Below are 22,813 nucleotides of genomic sequence, written 5' to 3' on the forward strand. Positions count from 1 at the left end.
CGTCCGGTAACAGCAGCTGGGCACGATCGGAGCATCGCCTGATCCCTGCCGGAAGGAGCTCTGCCCGATGCCCTCACCAGCCGTGTTCGACCTCGACGACCCCGGGATGCGGGACGTCCTCGGACACTCCCACTGGCACCCCGACATCCCGGGAGTGGCGGAGGTCATCACGGGCGGGTCCGTCCGGATGGAGAGTCCCGGCCGGGAACCCGGCGGCGGGATCCTGCTGTGCGGTCCGCTCGTCGTCGTCGGAGCGGAGCCCGGCGACGTGATCGTGGTGGACGTGCTCGCCGTCGGGCGCCCCGGAGGCGGGCACGACGCCGGGGGCCACCCCGGGATCATCGGCTGCGCGCCGCCCGACCCCGTGGCCGTGCCCGGCGAAGCGCGCGGCCGCGACGTGGGCGGATGCCTCATCGCACCGCTCACCGCCGGCTCCCGCCTCCTGCTGCCGGTGCACGTGCGGGGCGCGAAGCTGTCGGTGGGCGACCTGCACTTCCCGCGCAGAGGCGCCTACGACTGCGGCGAGCCCGGCGTGTCCGGCTGGATCGACCTGCGCGTCAGCCTCACCCGGCGGGGCGTCGAACGGTTCCGCGTGACCGGGCCGATGCTGATGCCCGACCCGTCCCCGCGCCTGCTCTAACCGTCCCGCCGCGCGCGCTTCTCATGCCTGGCGATCAGCGTGTCGATCTGGACGCTCAACTTCGACCCGAGCGGCCAGCCGATGTAATGGGTGAGGAAGACGCCGATCTCGCGCAGCTCGTCCGGGGACAGCTCCCCGTTGGCCAGCGCCGCCGGGATCTGGATGTCGAGGACGTCGTTCAGCCCCTGACCGGCGAGGACCCCGACGAGCAGCAGCCGCCGGTCGCGCATGCTCAGCCCGGGCCGCGTCCAGATCTCGCCGAAGAGGTGCTCGACGGTGATCCCGAAGAAGTCGCCGGGCCCGTCCGACACCTCCCAGCCGTACACCCGGCGCATCATCTCCAACCCACGCTCACGCCGACCCTCGACCGGCCGATCCGCCGGAGGAGGACCTCCCACGCCCTCCGGTCCGCTCTGCTCAGGGGTTTTCTCTGTGGGGGGACGACCTCCCACACCCCCCGGTTCGCTTCGCTCAGGGGTGTTCTCTGTGGGGGGACGACCCCCCACACCCCCCGGTTCGCTTCGCTCAGTCATTGGCTTGTCCCACCAAACCGAGTCCCACCCCGAAACGATCGAGGGCGATCCGGGCGAGCGGGGCGTCGACCCCCAACTCGTCCGCCAGCTCCAGCGCGAGGGACAGGTCCTTCTCACCGAGGTCCCGCGTGTGCCGCAGGATGTCGTACAGGTCGTCGTCCGGCGCCAGCGGCGCGGTCGTCGGCCGCAGCATGATCGAGCCCGCGCCGCCGGTGATCGCGTCGGTGTGCCGGACGACGCGCCCGAGCTTGCGCAGCGACACCCCGGCCGCCTCCGCGAGCCGCTGCGCCTCCGCGGCGGCGGTGAACGAGATGAAGTGCAGCATGTTGCGGGCCAGCTTCGTGCGGGTTCCCGCGCCGACCGGCCCCATGTGCAGGACGAGGTCCGCCCAGGCGCCGAACGGCTCGCGGCAGCGCTCGAACGCCTCGTCCGTCCCGCCGACCATGACCGCGAGGCTGCCCGCGCTCGCCCCCATGAACCCGCCGCTCACCGGCGCGTCCACCACCTCGATCCCGTAGCGCCGCGCGTGCGCGGCCAGGTCCTCGGCGGTCCGCGCGCGGATCGTCGAGTGGACCGCCAGGACCGTGCCCGGCCGGGCGCTCGCCAGTACCTCCTCGCCCACCTCCATCACCTGGGCGTCGTCCCGGACCATGACCGAGACCAGGTCGCAGCGCGCGGCCACCTCGGCGGCGCTCCTCGCGGCCCGCGCCCCCGCCTTCACCAGCGGCGCCATCGCCTCGGCCCGCGCGTCGTACACGGCCAGCCCCCCGCCGGCCAGGTGGGCCGCCATCGGCGCCCCCATCTGCCCGAGCCCGATGAAGCCGACCGCCACGCGTTCACCCGCCGGAGGGACGCGCGCCTCCCGGTCAGTCCCGCTCATGCCCGGAACACCTCGCCGCCGTCGACGTTGACGATCTGGCCGGTGATCCACGCGGCGTCGTCCGACAGCAGGAACAGGCAGGCGCCCACCAGGTCCTCGGGCGACCCCATCCGCTTGAGCGCCATCTTGTCCCGGACGATCTTCTGCGACATGTTGCCCGGCACGACCGCCCGGTTGGCCTCGGTGTCGATCGGGCCCGGCGCGATCGCGTTCACGCGGATGTTCATGCTGCCCAGCTCGTGCGCGAGCTGCTGCGTGAGCCCGTTGACGCCCACCTTGGCCAGCCCGTAGAAGCCCGAGTACTGCCACGCCGCCGTGGACGACTGGTTGACGATGGAACCGCCGCCGCGCGCCTGCATGTGGGGGTAGCAAGCGCGCGCGCACAGCAGCGCGCCGTCCATGTTCACCGACATGAACTTCTTGTAGTAGTCCCACTCGACGGTGAAGAGGAAGTCCAGCTTCATCGTCCCGAAGATGGCGGCGTTGTTGACGAGATGGTCGATCCCGCCGAACCGCTCCACGGCCTCCCCGGCCATGGCGTCCACGGACGCGGGATCGGACACGTCCGTCCGCACGAACAGGCCCTTGATGTCGTCCGCGACGTCCCGGCCGCGCTCGTCCACGTCCGCGACGACCACGTGGGCCCCCTCGGACGCCAGCGCCCGCGCGTACGCCTCGCCGATTCCCTGCGCGGCCCCTGTGACGACCGCGACCTTTCCCTCGAACCTCACACGCCCTCCGCGATCGCCTTGGTCTCCAGGTACTCCTCGAAACCGGCCACGCCCATCTCGCGGCCGATGCCCGACTGCTTGTAGCCGCCGAACGGGACGTCCGCGCCGTACCAGACGCCGCCGTTCACGCTGACCGTCCCGGTGCGCAGCCTCCTCGCGACCCCGCGCGCCCGCTCGACGTCCCCGCCGTGCACCGCGCCCGACAGCCCGTAGGGCGAGTCGTTCGCGATCCGCACCGCGTCGTCGTCGCCGTCGTGCGGCAGGATCACCAGCACCGGCCCGAAGATCTCCTCCCGCGCCGCGCGGGAGTCGTTGGTCAGCCCGGTGATCAGCGTCGGCTCGATCCAGAAGCCCCTGTCCCGGCCCTCCGGCCGGCCGCCGCCGCACGCGAACGCGCCGCCGTCCTTGACGGCCTGCTCCAGGTAGCCCTCGATCCGCTCGCGCTGCCCCGCCGAGATGACCGGGCCGCAGATCGTCCGGTCGTCCTGCGGGTCCCCGGCGCCGAGCTTCGCCAGCGCCCTGGCGGTGATCTCGACGGCCTCGTCGTGGCGCTCGCGCGGGACGAGGATCCGGGTCGTGATCGCGCACCCCTGCCCGGCGTGGGTGATCCCGGCGAACGCCGCGTACGAGCACGCGGCCCGCAGGTCGGCGTCGTCCAGGACCACGAACGCCGACTTGCCGCCGAGCTCCAGGAAGACCCGCTTGAGCGTCCCGGCCGCGCTCGCCATCACGTTCCGCCCCGTGGCCGTGGACCCGGTGAACGACACCAGATCGACGCGGGGGTCCTGCGTGAGCTGGGCGCCCAACGCGTGATCGGACGACGTGACCACGTTGACCACGCCCGGCGGGAAGTCGGTCTCCTCCGCGATGACCTCGCCGAGCACCGCCGCGCACCAGGGCGTGTCGGGCGCCGGCTTCAGCACCACCGTGTTGCCCGCCGCCAGCGCCGGCCCCAGCTTGGCGAGATTGATCTGGTGCGGGAAGTTCCACGGGGTGATGGCGCCGACGACGCCCACCGCCTCCCGCACGACCCGCCGGTGGCTGGGCATCCCCATCGGCTCGGCTCGGCCGAGGTCGCGCTCCCAGCCGTAGTCGTCGACCAGGTCCGCGAACCATGCGAGGTCGTCCACGGGCGCGTCCAGCTGGGCCCCGAACGTCAGGAACCTCGGCGCGCCCACCTCCTTGATCGTGAGTTCGCGCAGCTCGTCGGCCCGCCGCCGCAGCCCCTCCCGGAGCTGCCGCAGGCACCGCGCGCGGAAGGCGTGGTCGGTCGCCCACCCGGTCTCGTCGAACGCGCGGCGCGCGGCCGCGATCGCCCGGTCCATGTCGTCGGCCGAGGCGTCGGCGGCGGTACCGAGCACCTCCTCGGTAGCAGGATTGATCGTCTCGAAGGCGCCGCCCGCCCCGGGGACGAGGCGCCCGTCCACCAGAAGCAAGCGATCGTTTGTTCTGGACACCTGTCCAGACTACAGTTCAGCCCCCGCCGCAACGCAAGACACCCCCGCAAATTCGCGTGGTACGCCCCCGTTAAGTACTGATGAAGGACGGCTCCCAGGTCGCCGCCGACCCCGTCATGGGCGTCCTGTCCGCGCTGTTCCACGGCAGGTGCGAGCGCCAGGCGAAGTGCTCTGGGCCCTTGCGGTCATGTGGGTGGGGGTAGGGCGGACAGGGCGAGAGTTGTTTCGTTCTTCAGGGCCTCGGGCTCGGGGAGGGGGCCCTGTGCCAGGAGTGACGTTCGGGCGGCCTGGAGGGCGGGGGCGGGGAGGGACGCTATGCGCTCGGCCAAGGTTCGTGCGGTGCTCAGGGCTTCGCCGGGTGGGGTGAGGGTGGTCAGCAGGCCCCAGTCCGCGGCTTCCCGGGCGGGGATGCGGCGGGCGGTCAGGAGGGCGTCCAGGGCGCGAGGCTGCCCCACCAGGCGGGGGAGGCGGACGGTGGCGCCGTCCAGGGACGGGAGGCCGTGCTCGAAGTTGAGCAGGCCGAACTCGGCGGTCTCGGACGCCACGCGGAGGTCGCACCACAGGGCCAGCTCGAAGCCGCCGCCGAAGCAGTAGCCCTCGATCGCCGCGATCACCGGCTTGGACGGGCGGGCGCGCGTGACCGCCATCGGGGGCGGGCCGTCGGCGGTCGGGGCGGGGAAGTCGCCCGCGGCCATCGCCTTCAGGTCGCTGCCCGCGCAGAAGGCGCCGCCGGCTCCGGTCAGCACGGCGACCTTCGCGTCGCCGTCCTCGAAGGCGCGGACCGCGTCGGCCAGCCGCCGGGCCGTCGGTCCGTCGACCGCGTTGCGGCGGGACGGGCGGTCGAGGGTGATGACGTGGACGGGCCCACGGCGTTCGGTTCGCACGGTCATGAAGCGGCTCCCTGTCTGGATCGATCGTCATAGTAGATAGATCGATCTAGTGAGAGCAATGGCTAGGGTGTCCGTATGACGCGCGATACACGGACCCGGCTGCTGGAGGCCAGCGCCCAGCTGTTCCGCGAGCAGGGCTACGCCGGGACGGGGCTCAAGCAGATCACCGCGGCGGGCGAGGCGCCCTGGGGGTCGCTGTACCACTTCTTCCCGGGCGGGAAGGAGCAGCTGGGGGCCGAGGCCGTGCGGCATTCGGGTGATCGGTACCTGCGCTTGTTCGATCTCGTGTTCGCGCAGGCCGACCAGGACCTCGGACGGTCGGTCCTCGACATGTTCCGGCTGAGCGCGGAGGCGTTGGAGAGGTCGGAGTGGGGTGACGGGTGCCCGATCGCGACCGTGGCGCTGGAGGTCGCCAGCACGAGCGAGCCGCTGCGGCACGCGTGTGCGGAGGTGTTCGCGTCGTGGGAGCTGTCCCTCGCCCGGAGGCTGGCGGGGGCCGGGATCGCGGAAGGGCGCGCGAAGGACGTGGCCACCTACGTGCTGAGCGCCTTCGAGGGGGCGCTCGTGCTCAGCAGGACGGCGCACGACGTCCGGCCGCTGGAGGTGACCGCCGCGATGGTGGCCGGGACGGTGCGGGCCGAGCTCGGCTGAGGCGCGGCCCGGAATGATCGCGGACGGGGCCGCGTGAAGCATGGGGATGTGCCAGGCTTGTACGGCCGATCGCCGTCCCGAGGAGAATGTTCCGTGCCGCACGCCGACCTGCCGGAACGCATCGGCCCCTACCGGGTCGTCGACCGTCTCGGCGAGGGCGGCATGGGGACGGTGTACGCGGGGCTGGACGCGTCCGGGCGCAAGGTCGCCCTCAAGGTGATCCGGCGGGAGTGCGCGGCCGACCGGCAGTACCGCGCGCGGTTCGAGGCGGAGGTCGCGGCGGCGAAGCGGGTGCGCCCGTTCTGCACGGCGCCGGTCCTGGACGCCGACCCCGCCGCGGACCCGCCCTACCTGGTCACCGAGTTCGTCAACGGCTCCAGCCTGGACGGCGCCGTGGCGAAGGAGGGGCCGCTGCGCGGCGCCGACCTGGAGGCCGTCGCGGTCGGCATCGCGACCGCGCTGACCGCCATCCACGACGCGGGCGTGGTGCACCGCGACCTGAAGCCCGCCAACGTGCTGCTGTCCACGTTCGGGCCGCGCGTCATCGACTTCGGCATCGCCCGCTCCCTGGACGGGACGCGTCTCACCGCGACCGGCGGCATCGTCGGCACGCCCGCGTTCATGGCCCCCGAGCAGCTGGACGGGCGCGGGGCGACCCCGGCGTCGGACGTGTTCGCCTGGGGCGCGACCGTGGCCTTCGCGGCGCGCGGCGGGCCGTGCTTCGGCGGCAACTCGCTGCCGGCGGTCATCCATCAGATCATCAGCGGCGAACCCGACCTGGGCGGTCTCGACGGCATGCTGCTCAAGGCCGTCCGGGCGGCGCTGGCCAAGGACCCGGCGCGGCGGCCGTCCGCCCAGTCGCTGCTGGACGGCCTCATCTCCAGCGGGGTCCGGCAGTCCGCGCCCTCCACGCAGCACACCCAGGCGCCCGGCCGGCACCGCGCCGAGACGCCGTCCCGCCCGCACACCCCGGGTCGGGACCGCACCGAGGCGCCGTCCCGACCGGGGACCGAGGCGCCCGGGACGCCCGCGCCGGGGGTCGCTCCGGCGCTCGCCGCGGGGGAGGCGGCGGCGCTCGTCGAGGGGCAGTACCGGCAGGCCGCGCAGGCCGGCGACCCCGGCGCGATGCGCAACCTCGCCGTCCTGCTCGGCGGGCAGGGACGGACCGCCGAGGCGGAGAGCTGGAACCGCTACGCCGACGCGATCGACGCCCGGCAGGCCGTCTACCAGCAGCCGACCGGATACCCGCAACAGACCGGTTACCAGCAACAGACCGGATACCAGGGCCACCCCACGCAGGCGCCCCACCAGTACCCGGCCGCGCACCGTCCGCACGGCAAGCCGCCCATGAACAGCCTCGCGATCTACGCGGTGTCCATGGGCGCGGTGGGGCTGATCACGTGCGGGCTGCCGTCCATCCCGGCGATCGTCGCCGGGCACATGGCCTGGGTGCGGCTGCGGCGCTCCGGCGAGCGCGGGCTCGGGCTCGCGGTGACGGGGATCGCGCTCGGCTGGATCATGGTCGCGTTCTGGGCGCTGATCGCGTTCGGCGCTGCCCTGCCCGACGAGCCCTGAGCGGAAAACCCGTTGCGGCCGTCGCGCCGCCGGTGGCACCGTTGACGACGTCAGCCCGTCCGAGACGGAGACGGTGACGCGAGACGTCCGAGAGGAGGACCGGCCATGGCTCTGGAGCAGTATCGACTCCGACTGCCCTCGGCGTCGCACGCCCGCCCCGGCCGGTATCCCGTCTCCTAGAGGCCCCGGCCGAGCCGCCGCGAGCGACGCCCGTCCTCGCGAGTTCCACGCGGCTCTACTCCAACAGGCAGAGAGACCACTCTCAGGAAGTGGACGTTCCGGGTTCGAATCCCGGGAGCCGCACGCATGCCTCCGTAGTCCAACGGCAGAGACGGCAGCATGAGGTGCTGTGCGCTGGGGGTTCGAATCCCTCCGGAGGTACGGCGCGGGCCCCCGGCCCGCGCGAGGGGCGGCGCCGACGTTCGGAGAGTCGGGCTTGGCTGTAACCCAAGTGTCGCTGACTGAGTGGGTTCGAATCCCACCCGCCTCACCCGGGAAGGACGCGCCGGACGTTGCGCGCGGCCCCTTTCTGAACTAATGTCTGGACACATGTCCGGAAAACCCGAACCCATGACCGAGCCCACCCGGCGCCGCCTCACCGAGCGGCAGGCCGACACGGTGCGGCGGCTGACCGACGCCGCCGTGGTGGAGGTCGGCGAGACCGGCTACGAGGGCCTGACCGTCCGCAACGTGGCCCGCCGCGCCGGCGTGGCGCCCGCGACCGCCTACACCTACTTCGCCTCCAAGAACCACCTGATCACCGAGGTGTTCTGGCGGCGGCTCAGCGCCCTGCCCCCCGTCGAGGCGGACGGGACGCTGCGCGAACGGGTGGTGGAGACGCTCCGCGAGATCGCGCTGCTGGTGTCGGACGAGCCGGACCTCGCCGCGGCGTGCACCACCGCGCTGCTCGGCACCGACCCCGACGTCCGCGAACTGCGGATGCGGATCGGCTACGCGATCCGCGAACGGCTCCGCGCGGCGCTGCGCGAGCACGACGACCCCAAGATCCTCGGCGCGCTGGAACTGGCCTACACCGGCGCGCTCCTGTACGCGGGGATGGGCTACACGTCCTACGCCCGCATGGCCGACCGGCTCGCCGAGATGGCGGAGCTCATCCTGCCCGAACCCCCCGAGTGAGGTGACGGCCGTGGACCCTGCCGCGCAGGTCTCCTACAGCCCCTTCGACTACGCCGTCCACGAGGACCCCTACCCCCTCTACGCGCGCCTCCGCGAGGAGGCGCCCCTCTACCGCAACGACGAGATCGGCTTCTGGGCGCTGTCCCGGCACGCCGACGTGTCCGCGGCCTTCCGCGACCACGCGACCTTCTCCAACTCCCACGGCGTCTCGGTGGAGCCGAGCGCCTGGGGCCCGCACGCGCCCCGGACGATGTCGTTCCTCGCGCTCGACCCGCCGCGCCACACCCGCATGCGCGCCCTGGTGTCCAAGGGCTTCACGCCGCGGCGGGTCAAGGAACTGGGGGACGGCATCCTGGCGCTGACGAGGCGCCATCTGGAGCCGGCCCTGGAGAAGGGCGAGTTCGACTTCGTCTCCGACTTCGCCGGCCTGCTGCCCATGGACGTCATCTCGGAGATGATGGGCGTCCCCGAGGCCGACCGGGCCGAGGTGCGCCGGCTCGCGGACACGGTCGTCCACCGGGAGGAGGGGCTGAACGACGTCCCGCCCGCCGGGATGGACGCGGCCCTCACCCTTGCCGGCTACTACCAGGACATGGTCGCCGAGCGGCGCCGCGCGCCGACCGGTGACCTGACCTCCGCGCTCCTCGACGCCGACATCGACGGCGACCGGCTGGACGACGAGGAGGTCATCGCCTTCCTGTTCCTGATGGTGGTCGCCGGGAACGAGACCACCACCAAGCTGCTCGCCAACGCCCTGTACTGGGGGGCGCGCAACCCGGACCAGGCGGCCAAGCCGCTCCGCGACCCGGCCCGCGTGGACGACTGGGTGGAGGAGACGCTCCGCTACGACACCTCCAGCCAGATGCTCGCCAGGAAGGTCGTGCGGGACGTCGACCTGCACGGGCGGCGCGTCCGCGAGGGCGACCGCGTGCTCCTGCTCGTCGGGTCGGCCAACCGCGACCCGCGCGTGTTCGACGACGCCGACGCCTACGACCTCGACCGCGACACCTCCCAGCTCGTCAGCTTCGGCGGCGGACGGCACTTCTGCCTCGGCGCGAACCTGGCGCGGCTGGAGGCGCGCATCGCGCTGACCGAATTCGTGCGCCGCGTCTCCTCCTACGAGGTCGACCACGGCGGCGCCGAGCGTGTGCACTCGGTGAACGTCCGCGGTTTCGCCGCCCTGCCCGTGCGCGTGGAGGTGCGCTGATGCCGAGGTTCGACCCCCATCCGCGGCGGCGCGCGGCCGTGGTGACCGGCGCCTCGTCCGGGATCGGCGCGGCGACGGCGACGGCGCTGGCGACGGCCGGGCACCCGGTCGCGCTCGGCGCTCGGCGCGTCGAGATGTGCGAGGAACTGGCCGCGACGGTCCGGGCGGGCGGGGGAGAGGCGTTCGCGCACCCGCTGGACGTCGCCGACTCCGACTCGGTCAAGGCGTTCGCCGCGGCGGCCGCCGACGCGCTCGGCCCCGTCGAGATCGTCGTCTCCAGCGCCGGCGACCTGTCCGCCGGGCGCCTGCACGAGCTCGACACCGCCGAGTTCCTCGCGCAGGTGCAGGTCCACCTCGTCGGCGCGCACCGGCTCGTGTCGCAGTTCGTCCCGCAGATGGTGGCGCGGCGGCGCGGCGACATCGTGTTCGTCTCCTCCGACACCGTCCCAGCGCCCCGCTCCTGGACGGGCGCCTACGTCGCGGCCAAGAACGGCGTGGAGGGGATGGCCCGCACCATGCAGATGGAGCTGGAGGGGACGGGCGTGCGGGCGTCCATCGTCCGGCCCGGGCCGACCGCGACCGGCATGGGCATGAGCTGGGACGCGGAGACGACCGGCGCCGTCCTGGAGGACTGGGGCAAGTGGGGCCACGCCCGCCACCCCTACTTCCTGCGCCCGTCCGACGTCGCGGCCGCCGTCGCCGCGATCGTCGCGGCCCCGCGCGGCGCCCATCTCCGGCTCGTCGAAGTACAGCCCGAAGCACCGTTGGAGGAGTCGTGACCGCACAGGTGGAACCGCGCGTCGTGTCGGGCGGGCCCGACCATCTGGAGGAGCTGCGCTCGGACCCGATCGGGCTGATGCGACGGGTCCGGGACGAGTGCGGCGACGTCGGCGAGTTCCGCCTCGCCGGACGCCGCGTCCTGCTGCTGTCGGGCGCGGAGGCCAACGAGTTCTTCTTCCGCGCCCCCGACGAGGAGCTCGACCAGGCCGAGGCCTACCCGTTCATGACGCCGATCTTCGGCGAGGGCGTGGTGTTCGACGCCACGCCGGAGCAGCGCCGCGAGGCCCTGCACAACCAGGCCCTCAAGGGCTCGTTCATGAAGGGCCACGCCGCGACGATCTCCGCCGAGGTCGACCGGATGGTCGCCGGCTGGGGCGAGGAGGGCGAGATCGACCTGCTCGACTTCTTCGCCGAGCTGACGATCTACACCTCGTCCGCGTGCCTGATCGGGCGCAAGTTCCGCGAGCAGCTCGACCGCCGGTTCGCCGACCTGTACCACGACCTCGAACAGGGCACCGACGCGATCGCCTACGTCGACCCCCACGCCGACATCGACAGCTTCCGGCGGCGGGACGCGGCGCGGGCGGCGCTGGTGGACCTCGTCCAGCAGATCATGGACGCGCGGCCCCCGAACCCGCCCAGGGAGGACCGCGACCTGCTCGACGTCCTGATGTCGATCAAGGACGCGGACGGCACGCTCAAGTTCGACGCCGACCAGGTCACCGGCATGTTCATCTCGATGATGTTCGCCGGGCACCACACCACGTCCGGCACCGCCGCCTGGACGCTCATCGAGCTGCTCCGCCACCCCGGCGTCCTGGACGGAGTGGTCCGCGAGCTGGACGAGCTGTACGCCGACGGCCGCGAGGTGTCGTTCCAGGCGCTGCGCGCCATCCCGAGCCTGGAGTCGGCGATCAAGGAGGCGCTGCGGCTGCATCCGCCGCTGATCCTGCTGCTGCGGGTCGCGCAGTCCGACCAGGAGGTGCTGGGCCACCGCATCCCGGCGGGCACCATGGTCGGCTGCAGCCTCGCCGTCTCCAACCGGATCGAGACCGACTTCCCCGACGCCGACGCCTTCCGCCCCGAGCGCTACGCCGCGCCCCGCGAGGAGGACCTGCTCCACCGCTGGACGTGGGTGCCGTTCGGCGCCGGGCGGCACCGCTGCGTCGGCGCGAACTTCGCGATGATGCAGCTCAAGGCCATCTTCTCGGTGCTGCTGCGGGACTGGGAGTTCGAGCCGGCGCAGCCGCCCGAGAGCTACCGCAACGACCACTCGAAGATGGTCGTCCAGCTCGCCCAGCCCTGCGCCGTCCGCTACCGCCGGAGGCGCCGGTGAGGATCGAGGCCGACCTGGACCTGTGCCAGGGCCACGCCATGTGCGAGCTGGAGGCCCCCGACGTCTTCGAGGTGCCCTCCAAGGGCAAGGTCCGCGTCCTGGACGCCGAGCCGCCCGAGGACATGCGCGCCGAGGTGGCCTCCGCCGTCCGCTACTGCCCCACCCAGGCCCTCAAACTGCTGGAGACATGATGCCCGCGTTCCCCCGTGAAGAGCTCGACGCGATGGTCGAGCACTGGCTGGAGGCCAACCGCCGCTGCGAGGAGGCCGGCGACTGGCGCCCCCTCGCCGACCTCTACACCGAGGACGCCACCTACGGCTGGAACATCGGCCCCGGCCAGGACTTCATGGCCGTCGGGCGGGACGAGATCCGCGACATCGCGCTCGGCTCGGAGATGGGCGGCCTGGACGGCTGGACCTACCCGTACCAGAGCATCCTGGTCGACGAGCGCAAGGGCGAGGTCGTCGGGTTCTGGAAGCAGGTCGCCGACGCGCGCCGTCCCGACGGGACGGCGTACGAGGTGCTCGGCATCGGCGGGTCCTGGTTCCGGTATGCGGGGGACCGGCGGTGGTCGTGGCAACGCGACTGGTTCGACCTCGGCAACGTCACGTCGGTGTTCGTCGAGATGATGAAGGCCGGGGTGCTGTCGGACGGGATGAAGCGGCGGCTGGACCGGGCCGCGTCCGGGGAGCCGATCCCCGGCTACTACCCGCGAGGGGAGAGCCCGGTCCCGATCTGGTGATCAGAGGCGGGTGATCAGATCTGTCCCTCGGGCTTCGCGGGGATCGTCGCCTTGATCGACGGACCCAGCTCGATCAGCACGTCCCCGGCCGGGTTGTACTTCGGGGGCACCGTCACCTCGACGTAGGCCTGCCGCCCCACCGCGGTGAAGGTCACCGGCCGGTCGGCGGGCTGCCCGAACCAGTCGATCCCGTTGATGGTGACCAGCTCCGACGTCGGACGGAGCACCGCGGGCCGGGGAACGCCGCAGCGCAGCGCGATCGCGGGGGAGCCCCACGCGGCGGTCAGCGGGGAGTCGGGGGAGGTGTCGCGGCGCTTCTGCCCGTGCACCTTCTCGGGCAGCCGCAACCCCTGGCAGAGCCGCTGGGTGGCCGCGTCCGGGCTCGGCACGGGGACCTGCACGGCCCCGTCGCCGCACGCCGCGGCGAGCAGCGTCAGACCGCCGAGGACGGCCGTGAAGCGGTGAGATGCGGCAGAGCGCTCAGATGTGAACGATCGGGCACGTGAGGGTCCGCGTGATGCCCTCGACGGCCTGGATCTGCGCGACGACGAGCTTGCCCAGCTCGTCCACATTCCGCGCCTCCGCTCGGACGATCACGTCGTAGGGTCCGGTGACGTCCTCCGCCCGGGTGACGCCGGTTATGCCGGAGATGTGGCTCGCCACCTCGGCGGCCTTACCGACTTCGGTCTGGATGAGGATGTAGGCCTGCACCATCACGTCCTCCCCAAGCGGAGAATCAACCGTCGGACGGTTCACCGTATCGTGTTACGCGCTGCCACGGGCGGTCGGGGTACGGCGTGCCCGGTGCGAACCGGGAGAAACGTGGGAAAGCGGGGGAACAGCGCAGATGGGCACGATCGGGGAGCTCGGCGAGTTCGGCCTGATCGGCCGCCTGACCCGGCGACTGCCCCAGGGCCCGGCGGTCCGGCTCGGCCCCGGCGACGACGCCGCGGTGATCGCCGCGCCGGACGGCCGCGTCGTCGCCACCACCGACCTGCTCGTCGAGGGACGGCACTTCCGCCGCGACTGGTCCGGCCCCTACGACATCGGGCGCAAGGCCGCCGCGCAGAACCTCGCCGACGTCGTCGCGATGGGCGCGAACCCCACGGCACTGCTCGTGGGCTTCGCGGCCCCCTCCGAAACCGGCACCGACTGGGCCGAGCGGCTCTACGACGGGCTCGCCGACGAGTGCCGGGCGGCGGGGGCGTCCGTCGCCGGCGGCGACGTCGTGGCCGCCCCGCAGGTCACCCTCGCGATCACCGCGCTCGGCGACCTCGGCGGCGCGGCGCCGCTCACCCGGTCGGGGGCTCGCCCGGGCGACGTCGTGGCCGTCCGGGGCAGGCTCGGCTTCGCCGCCGCGGGGCTCGCGCTCCTGGAGGCCGGGCGGGACGGCCCCGAGGAACTGATCGCCGCGCACCGCCGTCCCGAGCCCCCCTACACCGCCGGGGAGGAGGCGCGGACCCACGGCGCCACCGCGCTGCTCGACGTGAGCGACGGGCTCGTCCAGGACCTCGGGCACATCGCCGCCGCGAGCGGCGTCCGGATCGACGTCGACTCCGCGTCCGTGCCCGTCCCGGAGATCCTCGGGCCGGGCGGGCTGGGCCACGCCCTCACCGGCGGTGAGGACCACGCGTTCGCCGGAACCTACCCGGCGGACGCCGCCCTGCCCCCGTCCTGGAGGCGGATCGGGACCGTCGCCGCAGGGGCCGGGGTGCGCGTGGACGGCCGCCCGCCGCCCCCCGGAGCATGGGATCATTTCCCGGCCTGAACGCCCCGGTGCGCTCGGCGCGTAGAGCCGTGTGCGTTGACACATCCGGTAGGCATGCTTGGGACGGGTTTGGTATACATCCTGTGATCGAAGAGGGATGGGATGGGACGACACTCCAGGCTTGACCAACCTGACGACGACCCCGTACCGGGCGCCGAAGCGTCACGAGGGCCGTACTTCGGGGCTCCGGTCGACCCCTCCTACGACGCCTTCTCCGGGCCGACCGACGACCAGGTGTACGTGTCGCCGCACGACCGGGTCAGGTCGGGGCCGCCGCCCGCGCAGGCGGACGCGGTCGCCGAGCGTGAGCACGGCCCGCAGGGAGACCCGTACCGGTTCGCCCCGCTTCCGGGGGACTATCCCGGCGACTACCCGGGCGCCCCCGCGGCGGCGTTCCCCGAGCAGCCGCGCGGGCCCTCGGCCGACCCCGGCGGCACGCCCGGTCCGCCTGAGTCCGAGACGGGCGACTCGGGTAGGAGCGGCTGGACGAAGATCGTCTCTGTGCTGCCCCTCCCGCTGCTCCCGATCGTCGCGCTCGTGATCGCCGTGGGGATCGTCTCCTACGCGCTGAGCACCCAGCAGATCTCCCTCAACTTCGCGGGCGGCTCCCCGAAGACCACCCAGACCGACCCGCGCGACAACCAGATCACCCAGCGCGGGCCCGGCGGGCGCGCCAGCCGCGGCGCGGGCCGCCCCGACGGCCTCGTCATCGGCTTCCGCGTCGCCTCCCGCACCCCCGGCGGTTTCAAGGCCACCGCCACCATCGCCAACAAGGGGCAGCGCCCCGTCACCGCGTGGGCGCTGGCCTTCAAGATCTCGAACGCCCCGGTCACGGCCGTCCGCGGCGCCACGGTCGTGCGGATCGGCCAGGTCGCCTTCGTCCGCGGCCGCACCGCGATCGCGCCCGGCGGCACCGTGCAGATCGTGTTCGCCGCGCAGGGCACCCCGTCCCGGCCGTCCAGCTGCGTCCTCAACAAGCTGCCCTGCACGCTGGTCTGAGTCAGGCCTTTCCGGCGGATCAGCGCTTCCGGTGGATCGCCGCTTCCCGCAGATCACCATAAAGTGGGCAGTATGACGCGCACCGCCACCGCCCCGCCCCTCGTGCTCACCATCGCGGGCTCGGACTCCGGCGGCGGCGCCGGCATCCAGGCGGACCTGAAGACCATGCTCGCGCTCGGCGTCCACGGGATGAGCGTCATCGCCGCCGTCACCGCGCAGAACTCCGTCGGCGTCCAGGGCTACTGGGAGCTGCCCCCCGAGGCCGTGCACGCCCAGCTCGACTCGGTGCTGTCCGACATCGGCGTCCACGCGATCAAGACCGGCATGCTCGCGTCCACCGCCCTGGTCGAGATCGTCGCCGAGGCGCTCGCCGCGTCCGAGGCCCCCGCCGTCGTCGACCCGGTCGGCGTCTCCAAGCACGGCGACTCCCTGCTCGCCCCCGAGGCCGTGGACGCCGTCCGTTCGGCGCTGCTGCCGGCCGCGACCGTCGTCACGCCCAACCTGTACGAAGTGGAGCAGCTCACCGGCGTCAAGGTCGTGGACGAGTCCGGGCTGCGCGAGGCCGCCGAGGCGGTCAAGGCGCTCGGCCCCGCCTGGGTGCTGATCAAGGGCGGGCACCTGCCGGGCGAGCCGGCCGACCTGCTGTTCGACGGGGAGCGCGAGCACCGCTTCACCGCGCCCCGACACGACAACCGGCACACCCACGGGACCGGCTGCACGCTCGCGTCGGCGATCGCCTCGTACCTGGCGCTCGGCGACGACGTCCCGGCGGCGGTGGCCAAGGCGAAGGAGTACGTGACGGGCGCGATCGCGGCGGGCTTCCCGCTCGGCGCCGGCATCGGCCCGGTCGACCACGCCTGGCGGAACCGCGACTGAGCGGCGGCGGAAGCACGGCGGCGGAACTACGGCGGCGACACTGTGGCGGGGGCACCATGGCGCACTGCCCGAGAATGCGAAAGTCGGCTCACCGGGAATCCCGATGAGCCGACCGAAGCCGTGAAGAGGACCGTCTCGCCGGGACGGCCCGGGAAGGCTCAGACCGTCGGCTTGACGACCTTGCCCGCCTTGATGCAGGACGTGCAGGCGTTGATCCGCTTGGTGCTGCCGTTCACGACGGCGCGCACGCGCTGGATGTTGGGGTTCCAGCGGCGCGGGGTGCGGCGGTGCGAGTGGGAGACGCGCATGCCGAAACCGGGTCCCTTGCCGCAGACGTCGCAGACGGAAGCCACGGGAAACTCCAAGTGGTGTCGATGCTCTGATCGGAGCGCCACCCGGCTGCCGCCTCGGGCGGGCCGGGCATCATGGGCGCTCACTGATGAGCGCCACGAACGTGGCGCGTGGACCAGACTAGCCGACAGCGCGTCGGGTTAGCGAATCGGCGGCGCCGCGACCCGGCGGCGCGGAAGGGAGCACGGTGGCCCTCGATGAGGCGGCGGTCCTCGACGGCGCGGCGGTGCGGCGGTGGTGCAGGCTCGCGGCGGAGGCCCTCGGACGGACGAGGGCCGAGATCGACGCGCTCAACGTGTTCCCCGTCCCGGACGGCGACACCGGCACCAACCTGCACCTGACCGTCATCGCGGCCGCCGACGCCCTCGACGAGCCGCCGGGCGGCGCGGACCCGTGGCGGACCCTCGCGCAGGGGGCGCTGCTCGGCGCCCGCGGCAACTCCGGCGTGATCCTCAGCCAGGTGTTCCGGGGGCTCGCCGACGTCCTCGGCACGCTGGAGGCGCCGCCGGACGGCGCGGTCTTCGCGGCCGCCCTCGACCACGCGTCCGTCCTGGCCCGCGGCGCCGTCGAGCATCCCGTCGAGGGCACGATCCTGACTGTCCTCGCCGAGGCCGCCGCGGCCTGCGCGGCGGCCCCTGGAACCGGGCTCCCCGAGGCCGCGCGGGCCGCCGCCGCGGGCGCCCGGCAGGCGCTGCGCCGCACCCCCGGCCAGCTGGACGTGCTGGCCCGCAGCGGCGTCGTGGACGCCGGCGCGGCCGGGCTCTGCGTGGTGCTCGACGCCCTGGTCGCCGTGATCACCGACGAGTACCCCGAGCGGTACGACGTCCCGCCCCGCACCGCCGGGACGCCCCCGCCCGCGGGCCGGGCCCCGGCGCCGCAGGGCTTCGGCTACGAGGTGATGTACCTGCTGGACGCGCCCGACGACGCCGTCCACACCCTGCGGGAACGGCTCGACGGCCTCGGCGACTCCCTCGTCGTGGTCGGCGGCGACGGGCTGTGGAACGTGCACGTCCACGTCGACGACGCCGGGACCGCCATCGAGGCGGGCATGGCGGCGGGACGCCCGCACCGGATCCGCGTCACCTACCTGCACGCCGCCGAAGGCGGACCGCACGCGCCGCACACCGGCCGCGCGGTGATCGCCGTCACCGCCGCCGACGGGCTGGCCGCGCTGTTCGAGGAGAGCGGGGCCCGGGTCGTGCGGCGCGAGCCCGGCGCCGTCCCGCCGCTCGCGGTGCTCGCCGAGGCCATCCTCGCCGCCGGCGACGAGGTGGCCGTGCTGCCGAACGAGCCGGAGGTCCTCGCCCTCGCCGAGGCCGCCGCGGAGCGCGCGCGGGACGGCGGGGCGCGCATCGCGGTGGTCCCGACGAAGGCGTCCGTCCAGGGGATGGCGGCGCTCGCCGTGCACGACCCGCTGCGCCGCTTCGCCGAGGACGTGATCGAGATGACCCGCGCCGCCGGCGCCACCCGCTTCGGCCACCTGGAGGTCGCCGCGCAGGAGGCGGTGACGAGCGCCGGCCTCTGCCAGCCGGGCGACGTCCTCGGCCTGATCGAGGGCGACGTGGCGACGATCGGCGGGGACCTCGCCGCGGTGGCCCGCGACGTCCTGGACCGGATGCTGTCGGGCGGCGGGGAGCTGGTCACGCTGATCCCCGGACGGCACGCCCCGCCCGGTCTCGCCGCCGGCCTGGAGGAGCATCTGCGCCGGCGGCGCCCCGACGCGGAGGTCGGCGTCTACGACGGCGACCAGGAACGCTACCCCCTGCTCATCGGCGTCGAGTGATTCCCGTCGCCCCCATCGGCTAGAAAAGACCCGTGGCAACTCTCGACGAACCGTTGCGCAAGGTCCTCGGCGACAAGACGGCCAACGCCCTGAAGAAGGGCCTCGACCTGCACACGGTCGGCGACCTGCTGCACCACTACCCGCGCCGCTACGCCCACCGCGGCGAGCTGACGCAGCTCAGCGGCCTCCAGGACGGCGAGCACGTGACCGTCATGGCCGAGGTCGTGAAGGTGCAGGGCCGCTCCCTCACCCGCAGCCCCGGGTACGTCCTGGAGATCACCGTCACCGACGGGACCGGCGAGCTCAAGCTCAGCTTCTTCGGCCGCAAGGGCTCCTACCGGCCCGAGAAGGAGCTGTCGCCGGGCACCCGGGGCCTGTTCGCCGGAAAGATCAGCACCTACGTGCCCCGCAGCGGCAGGACCGTCCGGCAGCTGGCCCACCCGCAGTACAAGGTCGTCCACGAGAAGGGCGCCGAGGAGGCCGCGCAGGAGTGGGCGGACGAGATCATCCCGATCTACCCGTCCACCAAGTCGCTGCCCATCGAGGCGATCAGCACGTCCGTCGAGACCGTCCTGGACCAGCTCGACCTGCCGGACGACCCCATGCCCGACGCGCTCCTGCGCCGCCGCCACCTGATCGGCCTGCGCGAGGCGTACGAGGGCATCCACCGCCCCCGCACCTGGGACGAACTGGGCCGCGCCAAGGCCCGCCTCAAATGGGACGAGGCCTTCGTCGTCCAGGTGGCCCTCGCCCAGCGCCGCGTCGCCGCAGCGTCGCTGCCCGCCAAACCCCGCCCCCCGTCCTTCGGGGGCCTCCAGTCCGAGTTCGACGCGCGCCTGCCCTTCGAACTCACCGAGGGCCAGCGCCAGGTAGGCGACGAGATAGCCGCCGACCTGGCCGAACACCACCCCATGCACCGCCTCCTCCAGGGCGACGTCGGCGCGGGGAAGACGGTGGTCGCGCTGCGGGCGATGTTGCAGGTGGTGGACGGGGGAGGGCAGGCGGCGCTGCTGGCGCCGACCGAGGTGCTGGCGCAGCAGCACTACCGGTCGATCACCGGGATGCTCGGCGACCTGGCGCAGGCGGGGCGGATCGGCGGCGCCGAGCACGCCACCCGGGTGGCGCTGCTGACCGGGTCGCAGGGGGCGAAGGCGCGCAAGGAGGCGCTGCTGGAGGCGGCGTCCGGCGCGGCCGGGATCGTCGTCGGCACCCACGCGCTGCTGCAGGAGACCGTCCAGTTCGCCGACCTCGGGCTCGTCGTGGTGGACGAGCAGCACCGGTTCGGCGTCGAGCAGCGGGACGCCCTGCGCGAGAAGGTCGACGGCGGCCGCCCGCACGTGCTGGTCATGACGGCGACGCCGATCCCGCGCACGGTGGCGATGACCGTCTTCGGCGACCTGGAGACCTCGGTGCTCGGGCAGCTCCCGGCGGGACGGTCGCAGATCCAGACACACGTCGTGCCGCCCGAGAAGCCCGCGTTCCTCGCCCGCACCTGGGAACGGATCAAGGAGGAGGCGGCCAACGGCCGGCAGGTCTACATCGTCTGCCCGCGCATCGGAGAGCAGGAGGGCGACGAGGGGGACGCCGTCGTGGCCGAGGAGGGCGACCGCCGGTCCCCGCTCGGGATCATGGAGGTGCTGCCGAAGCTGGAGGAGCTGCTCGACGGGCTGCGGATCGGCGTCCTGCACGGCAAGCTCCACCCGGACGAGAAGGACGCGGTGATGCGCCGCTTCACCGCGCGGGAGCTGGACGTCCTGCTCGCCACCACGGTCATCGAGGTCGGCGTGGACGTGCCCAACGCCACCGTCATGGTGATCATGGACGCGGACCGGTTCGGCGTCTCCCAGCTCCACCAGCTGCGCGGGCGCGTCGGGCGCGGCTCCCTGCACGGCCTCTGCCTGCTCGTCACCGACGCGGCGGCGGGCGGCAAGGCCCGCGAGCGGCTGGACGCGGTCGCCTCCACCACCGACGGGTTCAAGCTGTCCCGGCTCGACCTGGAGCAGCGCCGCGAGGGCGACGTGCTCGGCGCCGCGCAGGCCGGGCGCTCGTCCAGCCTGCGGCTGCTCACGCTCCAGCGGGACGAGGACGTGATCCGCGACGCCCGCGAGGAGGCCACCGCGCTCGTCGAGGCCGATCCCGACCTGTCGGACCACCCCGGCCTGGCCACCGTACTGACGTCCCTGCTGGACGAGGAGCGCGCGGACTTCCTGGAGAAGACATAACAGATATTGCCGACCTATTTGGTTGACAATACGCCTCGCGCGGGACACGATGAACGCGTGAACCCGAGTCGTGCGCTGATCGCCCGCCTGCACGTCGACCTCCGGCGCCAGGCGAGCGCGCTGTGTTCCCGTCGCTGATCCCGAGCCCCCAGCGGCGGGCCCGTGCCCGCCTCCGGATCCGACGGCCGACCAGGAGGCCACGTCCCATGACTCGCACCATCCGGCTCGACCAGGCGGAGGAGTTCCTCCGCGACCCCGACCCCGCGACACGCGTCGACGCCCTCACGGCGCTCGTCCGGGCCGCCCGAACGGGAGAGGCGCCGCGCGGCACCGGCGACACCTTCGCCTGGGCGCTCGCCGACGACCACGAGGACGTCCGCCGCGTCGCCGCCGACGCGCTGCGCGACCTGCCCGAGCTCTACTTCGGCGACGACGGCGTCGACGCCCTGCTCCTCGCCGCGGCCGGAGGCCGCGACACCGCCGTCCGCGACACCGCCGCCGACCTGATCGGCATCCTCGCCAAGGGCGCCGGCGAGCTGTACGCCCAGGGCTTCGAGGACGACGAACCGCAGGTCCGCATCCAGGCCGTCATCGGCCTGGTGGCGCTGCGCGAGGCCGCCCGCGTCGCCGAGGCCGCCGACGACCCGTCCCGCGAGGTCCGCGTCGCCGTCGCCGACGGCCTCGGCCGCCTCGCCCGCCCGTCCGGCCTGCCCGCGCTCGAACACCTCCTCGCCGACCACGACCCGGTCGTCCGCATCGCCGCCCTCACCGCCGCCGCCGAACTCGGCATCCCCGAACCCCTCGAAGGACGCGTCGTCACCTCGATCGCCCACGCCAACTGGCAGGTCCGCGGCCACGCCGTCCGCGCCCTGGCCAAGGCCCGCCCCGAGGTCGCCGTCCAACCGCTGATCAAGGCCCTGCACGACCGCACGGTCGACGTTCGCCGGGCCGCCGTCCAGGCCCTCGAACAGTGGGCCACCGACATCCCGGAGGTAGTGACAGCCCTCACCGAAACCCTCGCCGACCCCGACCCCGGAGTCCGAACCCAAGCCCGCTGGAGTCTTGCTTAATTGCTTTTTCTCCTCCTTCGGGCCTGGCGGCCCTCCATCGTCGATAAAGCGGGCGATCGCTGGCATCGCTTCGACTCGCCTTGCGGCTCGCTGCGCGATCAGATTCTTGCTTCGCTTGAATCTGCCTTCGGACGCGATCGCGGCCCCCAGCTTGTTGCGGGGTCCTGTGGTGGCTGAGGTAGGTGCGGTGGCTGAGGTGGTGCGGTAGTGGGTTTCTGTGGTTTTGTCCGGCTTGCCTGGCGGCTTGCTGGGCGGTGAGGTTCTCGCGGTCGTTCGAGCCGAACGCGAGAGAAGACGTGGCCGGTCCCTTCGGTCCGAAGCTGGTGCCGGCCACAGGCGGGTCGTCAGCGTGGCACGGCGCTGGCGGCCCGCTTTGCCGTGCTCACCCTCGCCAGCGATCGAATCTCTCCGCGCAGACCCGAGCTGCTGCGCAACCCCGCGAGGACGTCAATGGTCGCGATCGCGTCCGAAGGCAGGTTCGAGCTTGCGAGAACCTGATCGCGCAGCGAGCCGCAAGGCGAGCCGGAGCGATGCCAGCGATCGCCCGCGTTTCTCGACGATGGAGGGCCGCCAGGCCCGAAGGAGGAGAGAAGCGCAATACTAAAACAGTGAGCCGGGTCATTGCTGGGGTTGCTGGGGGGCGGCGGTTGGTCGTTCCTGGGGGGCGGGATACCAGGCCGACCAGCGATCGTGCGCGGGAGGGGCTTTTCTCCACGGTTCTGGCGCTGCTCGGTCCGCTGGACGGGCTGCGCGTCGCCGACCTGTACGCGGGCTCGGGCGCCGTCGGTCTCGAAGCACTGTCGCGGGGCGCCGCCCACGCGCTGCTGGTCGAGTCGCACCCGCGCGCGATGAAGGTGATCCGGCAGAACGCCGGGGCGCTCGGGCTGCCCGGCGCCGTCCCCTGCGCGGACAAGGTGGAGCGGCTCGCTCGCAAGGCGCCGGACGAGCCCTACGACCTGATCTTCGCCGACCCGCCGTACGCGCTGGCGGACGCGTCCGTCACCGCGCTGCTGGAGGACCTGCGCGACAACGGGTGGGCGTCCCCGGACGCGCTGGTCGTCGTGGAACGCGCCGCCCGCGGCCCGGCGCTGGAGTGGCCCGGCGGCTACGAGGCCGAGCGGGAGCGACGCTACGGCGAGGCGGTGTTCTGGTACGGCCGCGCCGCCGGCCGTTGACATCACGGCG

The 22,813-nt window shown here is 73.2% G+C and carries 25 protein-coding genes and 3 tRNA genes; 20 read left to right on the top strand and 8 right to left on the bottom strand.

The annotated features are described in order from the left end of the window. Nucleotides 1-67 precede the first annotated feature (67 nt). Complete coding sequence (locus AB0H37_RS07475; protein WP_179833330.1) at nucleotides 68-640, top strand: acetamidase/formamidase family protein; 573 nt, start codon at nucleotides 68-70, stop codon at nucleotides 638-640. On the opposite strand, the gene AB0H37_RS07480 is transcribed toward AB0H37_RS07475, so the two are convergent. From AB0H37_RS07480 to AB0H37_RS07500, 5 genes are all read right to left on the bottom strand, one after another. After that, nucleotides 637-978, bottom strand: a complete 342-nt coding sequence (locus tag AB0H37_RS07480; protein WP_179838482.1) for a carboxymuconolactone decarboxylase family protein — start codon at nucleotides 976-978, stop codon at nucleotides 637-639. The genes AB0H37_RS07475 and AB0H37_RS07480 overlap by 4 nt on opposite strands. 187 nt (nucleotides 979-1,165) lie before the next feature. Continuing rightward, entirely contained in the window at nucleotides 1,166-2,053 is an 888-nt protein-coding gene (locus AB0H37_RS07485; RefSeq protein ID WP_360611867.1) for an NAD(P)-dependent oxidoreductase, read from the bottom strand. Further along, a complete protein-coding gene (locus tag AB0H37_RS07490) occupies nucleotides 2,050-2,784 on the bottom strand; it encodes an SDR family oxidoreductase (protein WP_360611868.1) in 735 nt (244 codons plus the stop codon). Before AB0H37_RS07490 ends, AB0H37_RS07485 begins: the two co-directional genes overlap by 4 nt. Next, nucleotides 2,781-4,241 carry an aldehyde dehydrogenase gene (locus AB0H37_RS07495; RefSeq protein WP_360611869.1) on the bottom strand — a complete coding sequence of 487 codons (1,461 nt, stop codon included), beginning with the start codon at nucleotides 4,239-4,241 and terminating at the stop codon, nucleotides 2,781-2,783. The genes AB0H37_RS07490 and AB0H37_RS07495 overlap by 4 nt, the downstream gene beginning before the upstream one ends. Nucleotides 4,242-4,426: 185 nt before the next feature. After that, nucleotides 4,427-5,131 carry an enoyl-CoA hydratase-related protein gene (locus AB0H37_RS07500; protein WP_360611870.1) on the bottom strand — a complete coding sequence of 235 codons (705 nt, stop codon included), beginning with the start codon at nucleotides 5,129-5,131 and terminating at the stop codon, nucleotides 4,427-4,429. A 75-nt stretch (nucleotides 5,132-5,206) separates the two neighbouring features. Here AB0H37_RS07500 and AB0H37_RS07505 point away from each other — a divergent pair, with 75 nt between their 5' ends. From AB0H37_RS07505 to AB0H37_RS07555, 11 genes are all read left to right on the top strand, one after another. After that, nucleotides 5,207-5,782: a TetR/AcrR family transcriptional regulator gene (locus AB0H37_RS07505; protein WP_179833335.1), complete on the top strand. Its 576-nt coding sequence runs from the start codon at nucleotides 5,207-5,209 to the stop codon at nucleotides 5,780-5,782. Between the two features lie 93 nt (nucleotides 5,783-5,875). Then, the gene (locus tag AB0H37_RS07510; protein ID WP_360611871.1) at nucleotides 5,876-7,357 is read left to right on the top strand and encodes a protein kinase; all 1,482 of its coding nucleotides are present in this window, start codon (nucleotides 5,876-5,878) and stop codon (nucleotides 7,355-7,357) included. 229 nt (nucleotides 7,358-7,586) lie between these two features. Next, nucleotides 7,587-7,660 (top strand) — tRNA-Leu (locus AB0H37_RS07515). 5 nt (nucleotides 7,661-7,665) lie between these two features. Then, nucleotides 7,666-7,738 (top strand) — tRNA-Leu (locus AB0H37_RS07520). Between the two features lie 25 nt (nucleotides 7,739-7,763). Then, a tRNA-Tyr gene (locus tag AB0H37_RS07525) sits at nucleotides 7,764-7,847 on the top strand. Between the two features lie 59 nt (nucleotides 7,848-7,906). Beyond that, the gene (locus AB0H37_RS07530; protein ID WP_360611872.1) at nucleotides 7,907-8,494 is read left to right on the top strand and encodes a helix-turn-helix domain-containing protein; all 588 of its coding nucleotides are present in this window, start codon (nucleotides 7,907-7,909) and stop codon (nucleotides 8,492-8,494) included. Between the two features lie 10 nt (nucleotides 8,495-8,504). After that, on the top strand, nucleotides 8,505-9,701 hold the full coding sequence (locus AB0H37_RS07535) for a cytochrome P450 (RefSeq protein WP_329094074.1): 1,197 nt from the start codon (nucleotides 8,505-8,507) through the stop codon (nucleotides 9,699-9,701). Then, a complete protein-coding gene (locus AB0H37_RS07540) occupies nucleotides 9,701-10,480 on the top strand; it encodes an SDR family oxidoreductase (RefSeq protein ID WP_329094072.1) in 780 nt (259 codons plus the stop codon). The genes AB0H37_RS07535 and AB0H37_RS07540 overlap by 1 nt, the downstream gene beginning before the upstream one ends. After that, a complete protein-coding gene (locus AB0H37_RS07545; RefSeq protein WP_360611873.1) occupies nucleotides 10,477-11,817 on the top strand; it encodes a cytochrome P450 in 1,341 nt (446 codons plus the stop codon). The genes AB0H37_RS07540 and AB0H37_RS07545 overlap by 4 nt, the downstream gene beginning before the upstream one ends. Continuing rightward, nucleotides 11,814-12,008, top strand: a complete 195-nt coding sequence (locus AB0H37_RS07550; RefSeq protein ID WP_179833341.1) for a ferredoxin — start codon at nucleotides 11,814-11,816, stop codon at nucleotides 12,006-12,008. The genes AB0H37_RS07545 and AB0H37_RS07550 overlap by 4 nt, the downstream gene beginning before the upstream one ends. Further along, a complete protein-coding gene (locus AB0H37_RS07555; RefSeq protein WP_360611874.1) occupies nucleotides 12,005-12,559 on the top strand; it encodes a nuclear transport factor 2 family protein in 555 nt (184 codons plus the stop codon). The genes AB0H37_RS07550 and AB0H37_RS07555 overlap by 4 nt, the downstream gene beginning before the upstream one ends. A 14-nt stretch (nucleotides 12,560-12,573) precedes the next feature. On the opposite strand, the gene AB0H37_RS07560 is transcribed toward AB0H37_RS07555, so the two are convergent. Together AB0H37_RS07560 and AB0H37_RS07565 are read right to left on the bottom strand one after the other, a co-directional pair. Beyond that, nucleotides 12,574-13,131: a DUF3515 domain-containing protein gene (locus tag AB0H37_RS07560; RefSeq protein WP_360611875.1), complete on the bottom strand. Its 558-nt coding sequence runs from the start codon at nucleotides 13,129-13,131 to the stop codon at nucleotides 12,574-12,576. After that, nucleotides 13,040-13,273 carry an Lrp/AsnC ligand binding domain-containing protein gene (locus tag AB0H37_RS07565; RefSeq protein ID WP_149257826.1) on the bottom strand — a complete coding sequence of 78 codons (234 nt, stop codon included), beginning with the start codon at nucleotides 13,271-13,273 and terminating at the stop codon, nucleotides 13,040-13,042. The genes AB0H37_RS07560 and AB0H37_RS07565 overlap by 92 nt, the downstream gene beginning before the upstream one ends. 133 nt (nucleotides 13,274-13,406) lie before the next feature. On the opposite strand from AB0H37_RS07565, the gene AB0H37_RS07570 reads away from it, so the two are divergent. The 3 genes from AB0H37_RS07570 to thiD all read left to right on the top strand — a co-directional run bounded on the left by AB0H37_RS07570 (nucleotide 13,407) and on the right by thiD (nucleotide 16,202). After that, nucleotides 13,407-14,327, top strand: a complete 921-nt coding sequence (locus AB0H37_RS07570) for a thiamine-phosphate kinase (protein WP_360611876.1) — start codon at nucleotides 13,407-13,409, stop codon at nucleotides 14,325-14,327. A 102-nt stretch (nucleotides 14,328-14,429) separates the two neighbouring features. Next, nucleotides 14,430-15,326 carry a cellulose binding domain-containing protein gene (locus AB0H37_RS07575; protein WP_360611877.1) on the top strand — a complete coding sequence of 299 codons (897 nt, stop codon included), beginning with the start codon at nucleotides 14,430-14,432 and terminating at the stop codon, nucleotides 15,324-15,326. Between the two features lie 72 nt (nucleotides 15,327-15,398). Further along, the gene (gene thiD / locus AB0H37_RS07580) at nucleotides 15,399-16,202 is read left to right on the top strand and encodes a bifunctional hydroxymethylpyrimidine kinase/phosphomethylpyrimidine kinase (protein WP_360611878.1); all 804 of its coding nucleotides are present in this window, start codon (nucleotides 15,399-15,401) and stop codon (nucleotides 16,200-16,202) included. A 158-nt stretch (nucleotides 16,203-16,360) separates the two neighbouring features. Here thiD and rpmB read toward each other — a convergent pair whose 3' ends face one another. Continuing rightward, nucleotides 16,361-16,555, bottom strand: a complete 195-nt coding sequence (gene rpmB, locus AB0H37_RS07585; RefSeq protein WP_030164391.1) for a 50S ribosomal protein L28 — start codon at nucleotides 16,553-16,555, stop codon at nucleotides 16,361-16,363. Between the two features lie 185 nt (nucleotides 16,556-16,740). Here rpmB and AB0H37_RS07590 point away from each other — a divergent pair, with 185 nt between their 5' ends. From AB0H37_RS07590 to rsmD, 5 genes are all read left to right on the top strand, one after another. Further along, nucleotides 16,741-18,336, top strand: coding sequence for a DAK2 domain-containing protein (locus AB0H37_RS07590; RefSeq protein ID WP_360611879.1), 1,596 nt, complete (start codon nucleotides 16,741-16,743; stop codon nucleotides 18,334-18,336). Between the two features lie 32 nt (nucleotides 18,337-18,368). Next, nucleotides 18,369-20,558: an ATP-dependent DNA helicase RecG gene (gene recG, locus AB0H37_RS07595; RefSeq protein ID WP_360611880.1), complete on the top strand. Its 2,190-nt coding sequence runs from the start codon at nucleotides 18,369-18,371 to the stop codon at nucleotides 20,556-20,558. 57 nt (nucleotides 20,559-20,615) lie between these two features. Continuing rightward, a complete protein-coding gene (locus tag AB0H37_RS07600) occupies nucleotides 20,616-20,696 on the top strand; it encodes a putative leader peptide (protein WP_143227168.1) in 81 nt (26 codons plus the stop codon). 68 nt (nucleotides 20,697-20,764) lie between these two features. Then, nucleotides 20,765-21,628 (top strand): HEAT repeat domain-containing protein, encoded by an 864-nt coding sequence (locus AB0H37_RS07605; RefSeq protein WP_329094045.1) that lies wholly within the window; start codon nucleotides 20,765-20,767, stop codon nucleotides 21,626-21,628. A 608-nt stretch (nucleotides 21,629-22,236) separates the two neighbouring features. Beyond that, nucleotides 22,237-22,803, top strand: a complete 567-nt coding sequence (gene rsmD, locus AB0H37_RS07610) for a 16S rRNA (guanine(966)-N(2))-methyltransferase RsmD (RefSeq protein WP_329094043.1) — start codon at nucleotides 22,237-22,239, stop codon at nucleotides 22,801-22,803. Nucleotides 22,804-22,813: the final 10 nt, after the last annotated feature.

Origin of the sequence: Actinomadura sp. NPDC023710, assembly GCF_040639875.1 — a bacterium.
GTDB classification, from domain to species: domain Bacteria; phylum Actinomycetota; class Actinomycetes; order Streptosporangiales; family Streptosporangiaceae; genus Spirillospora; species Spirillospora citrea.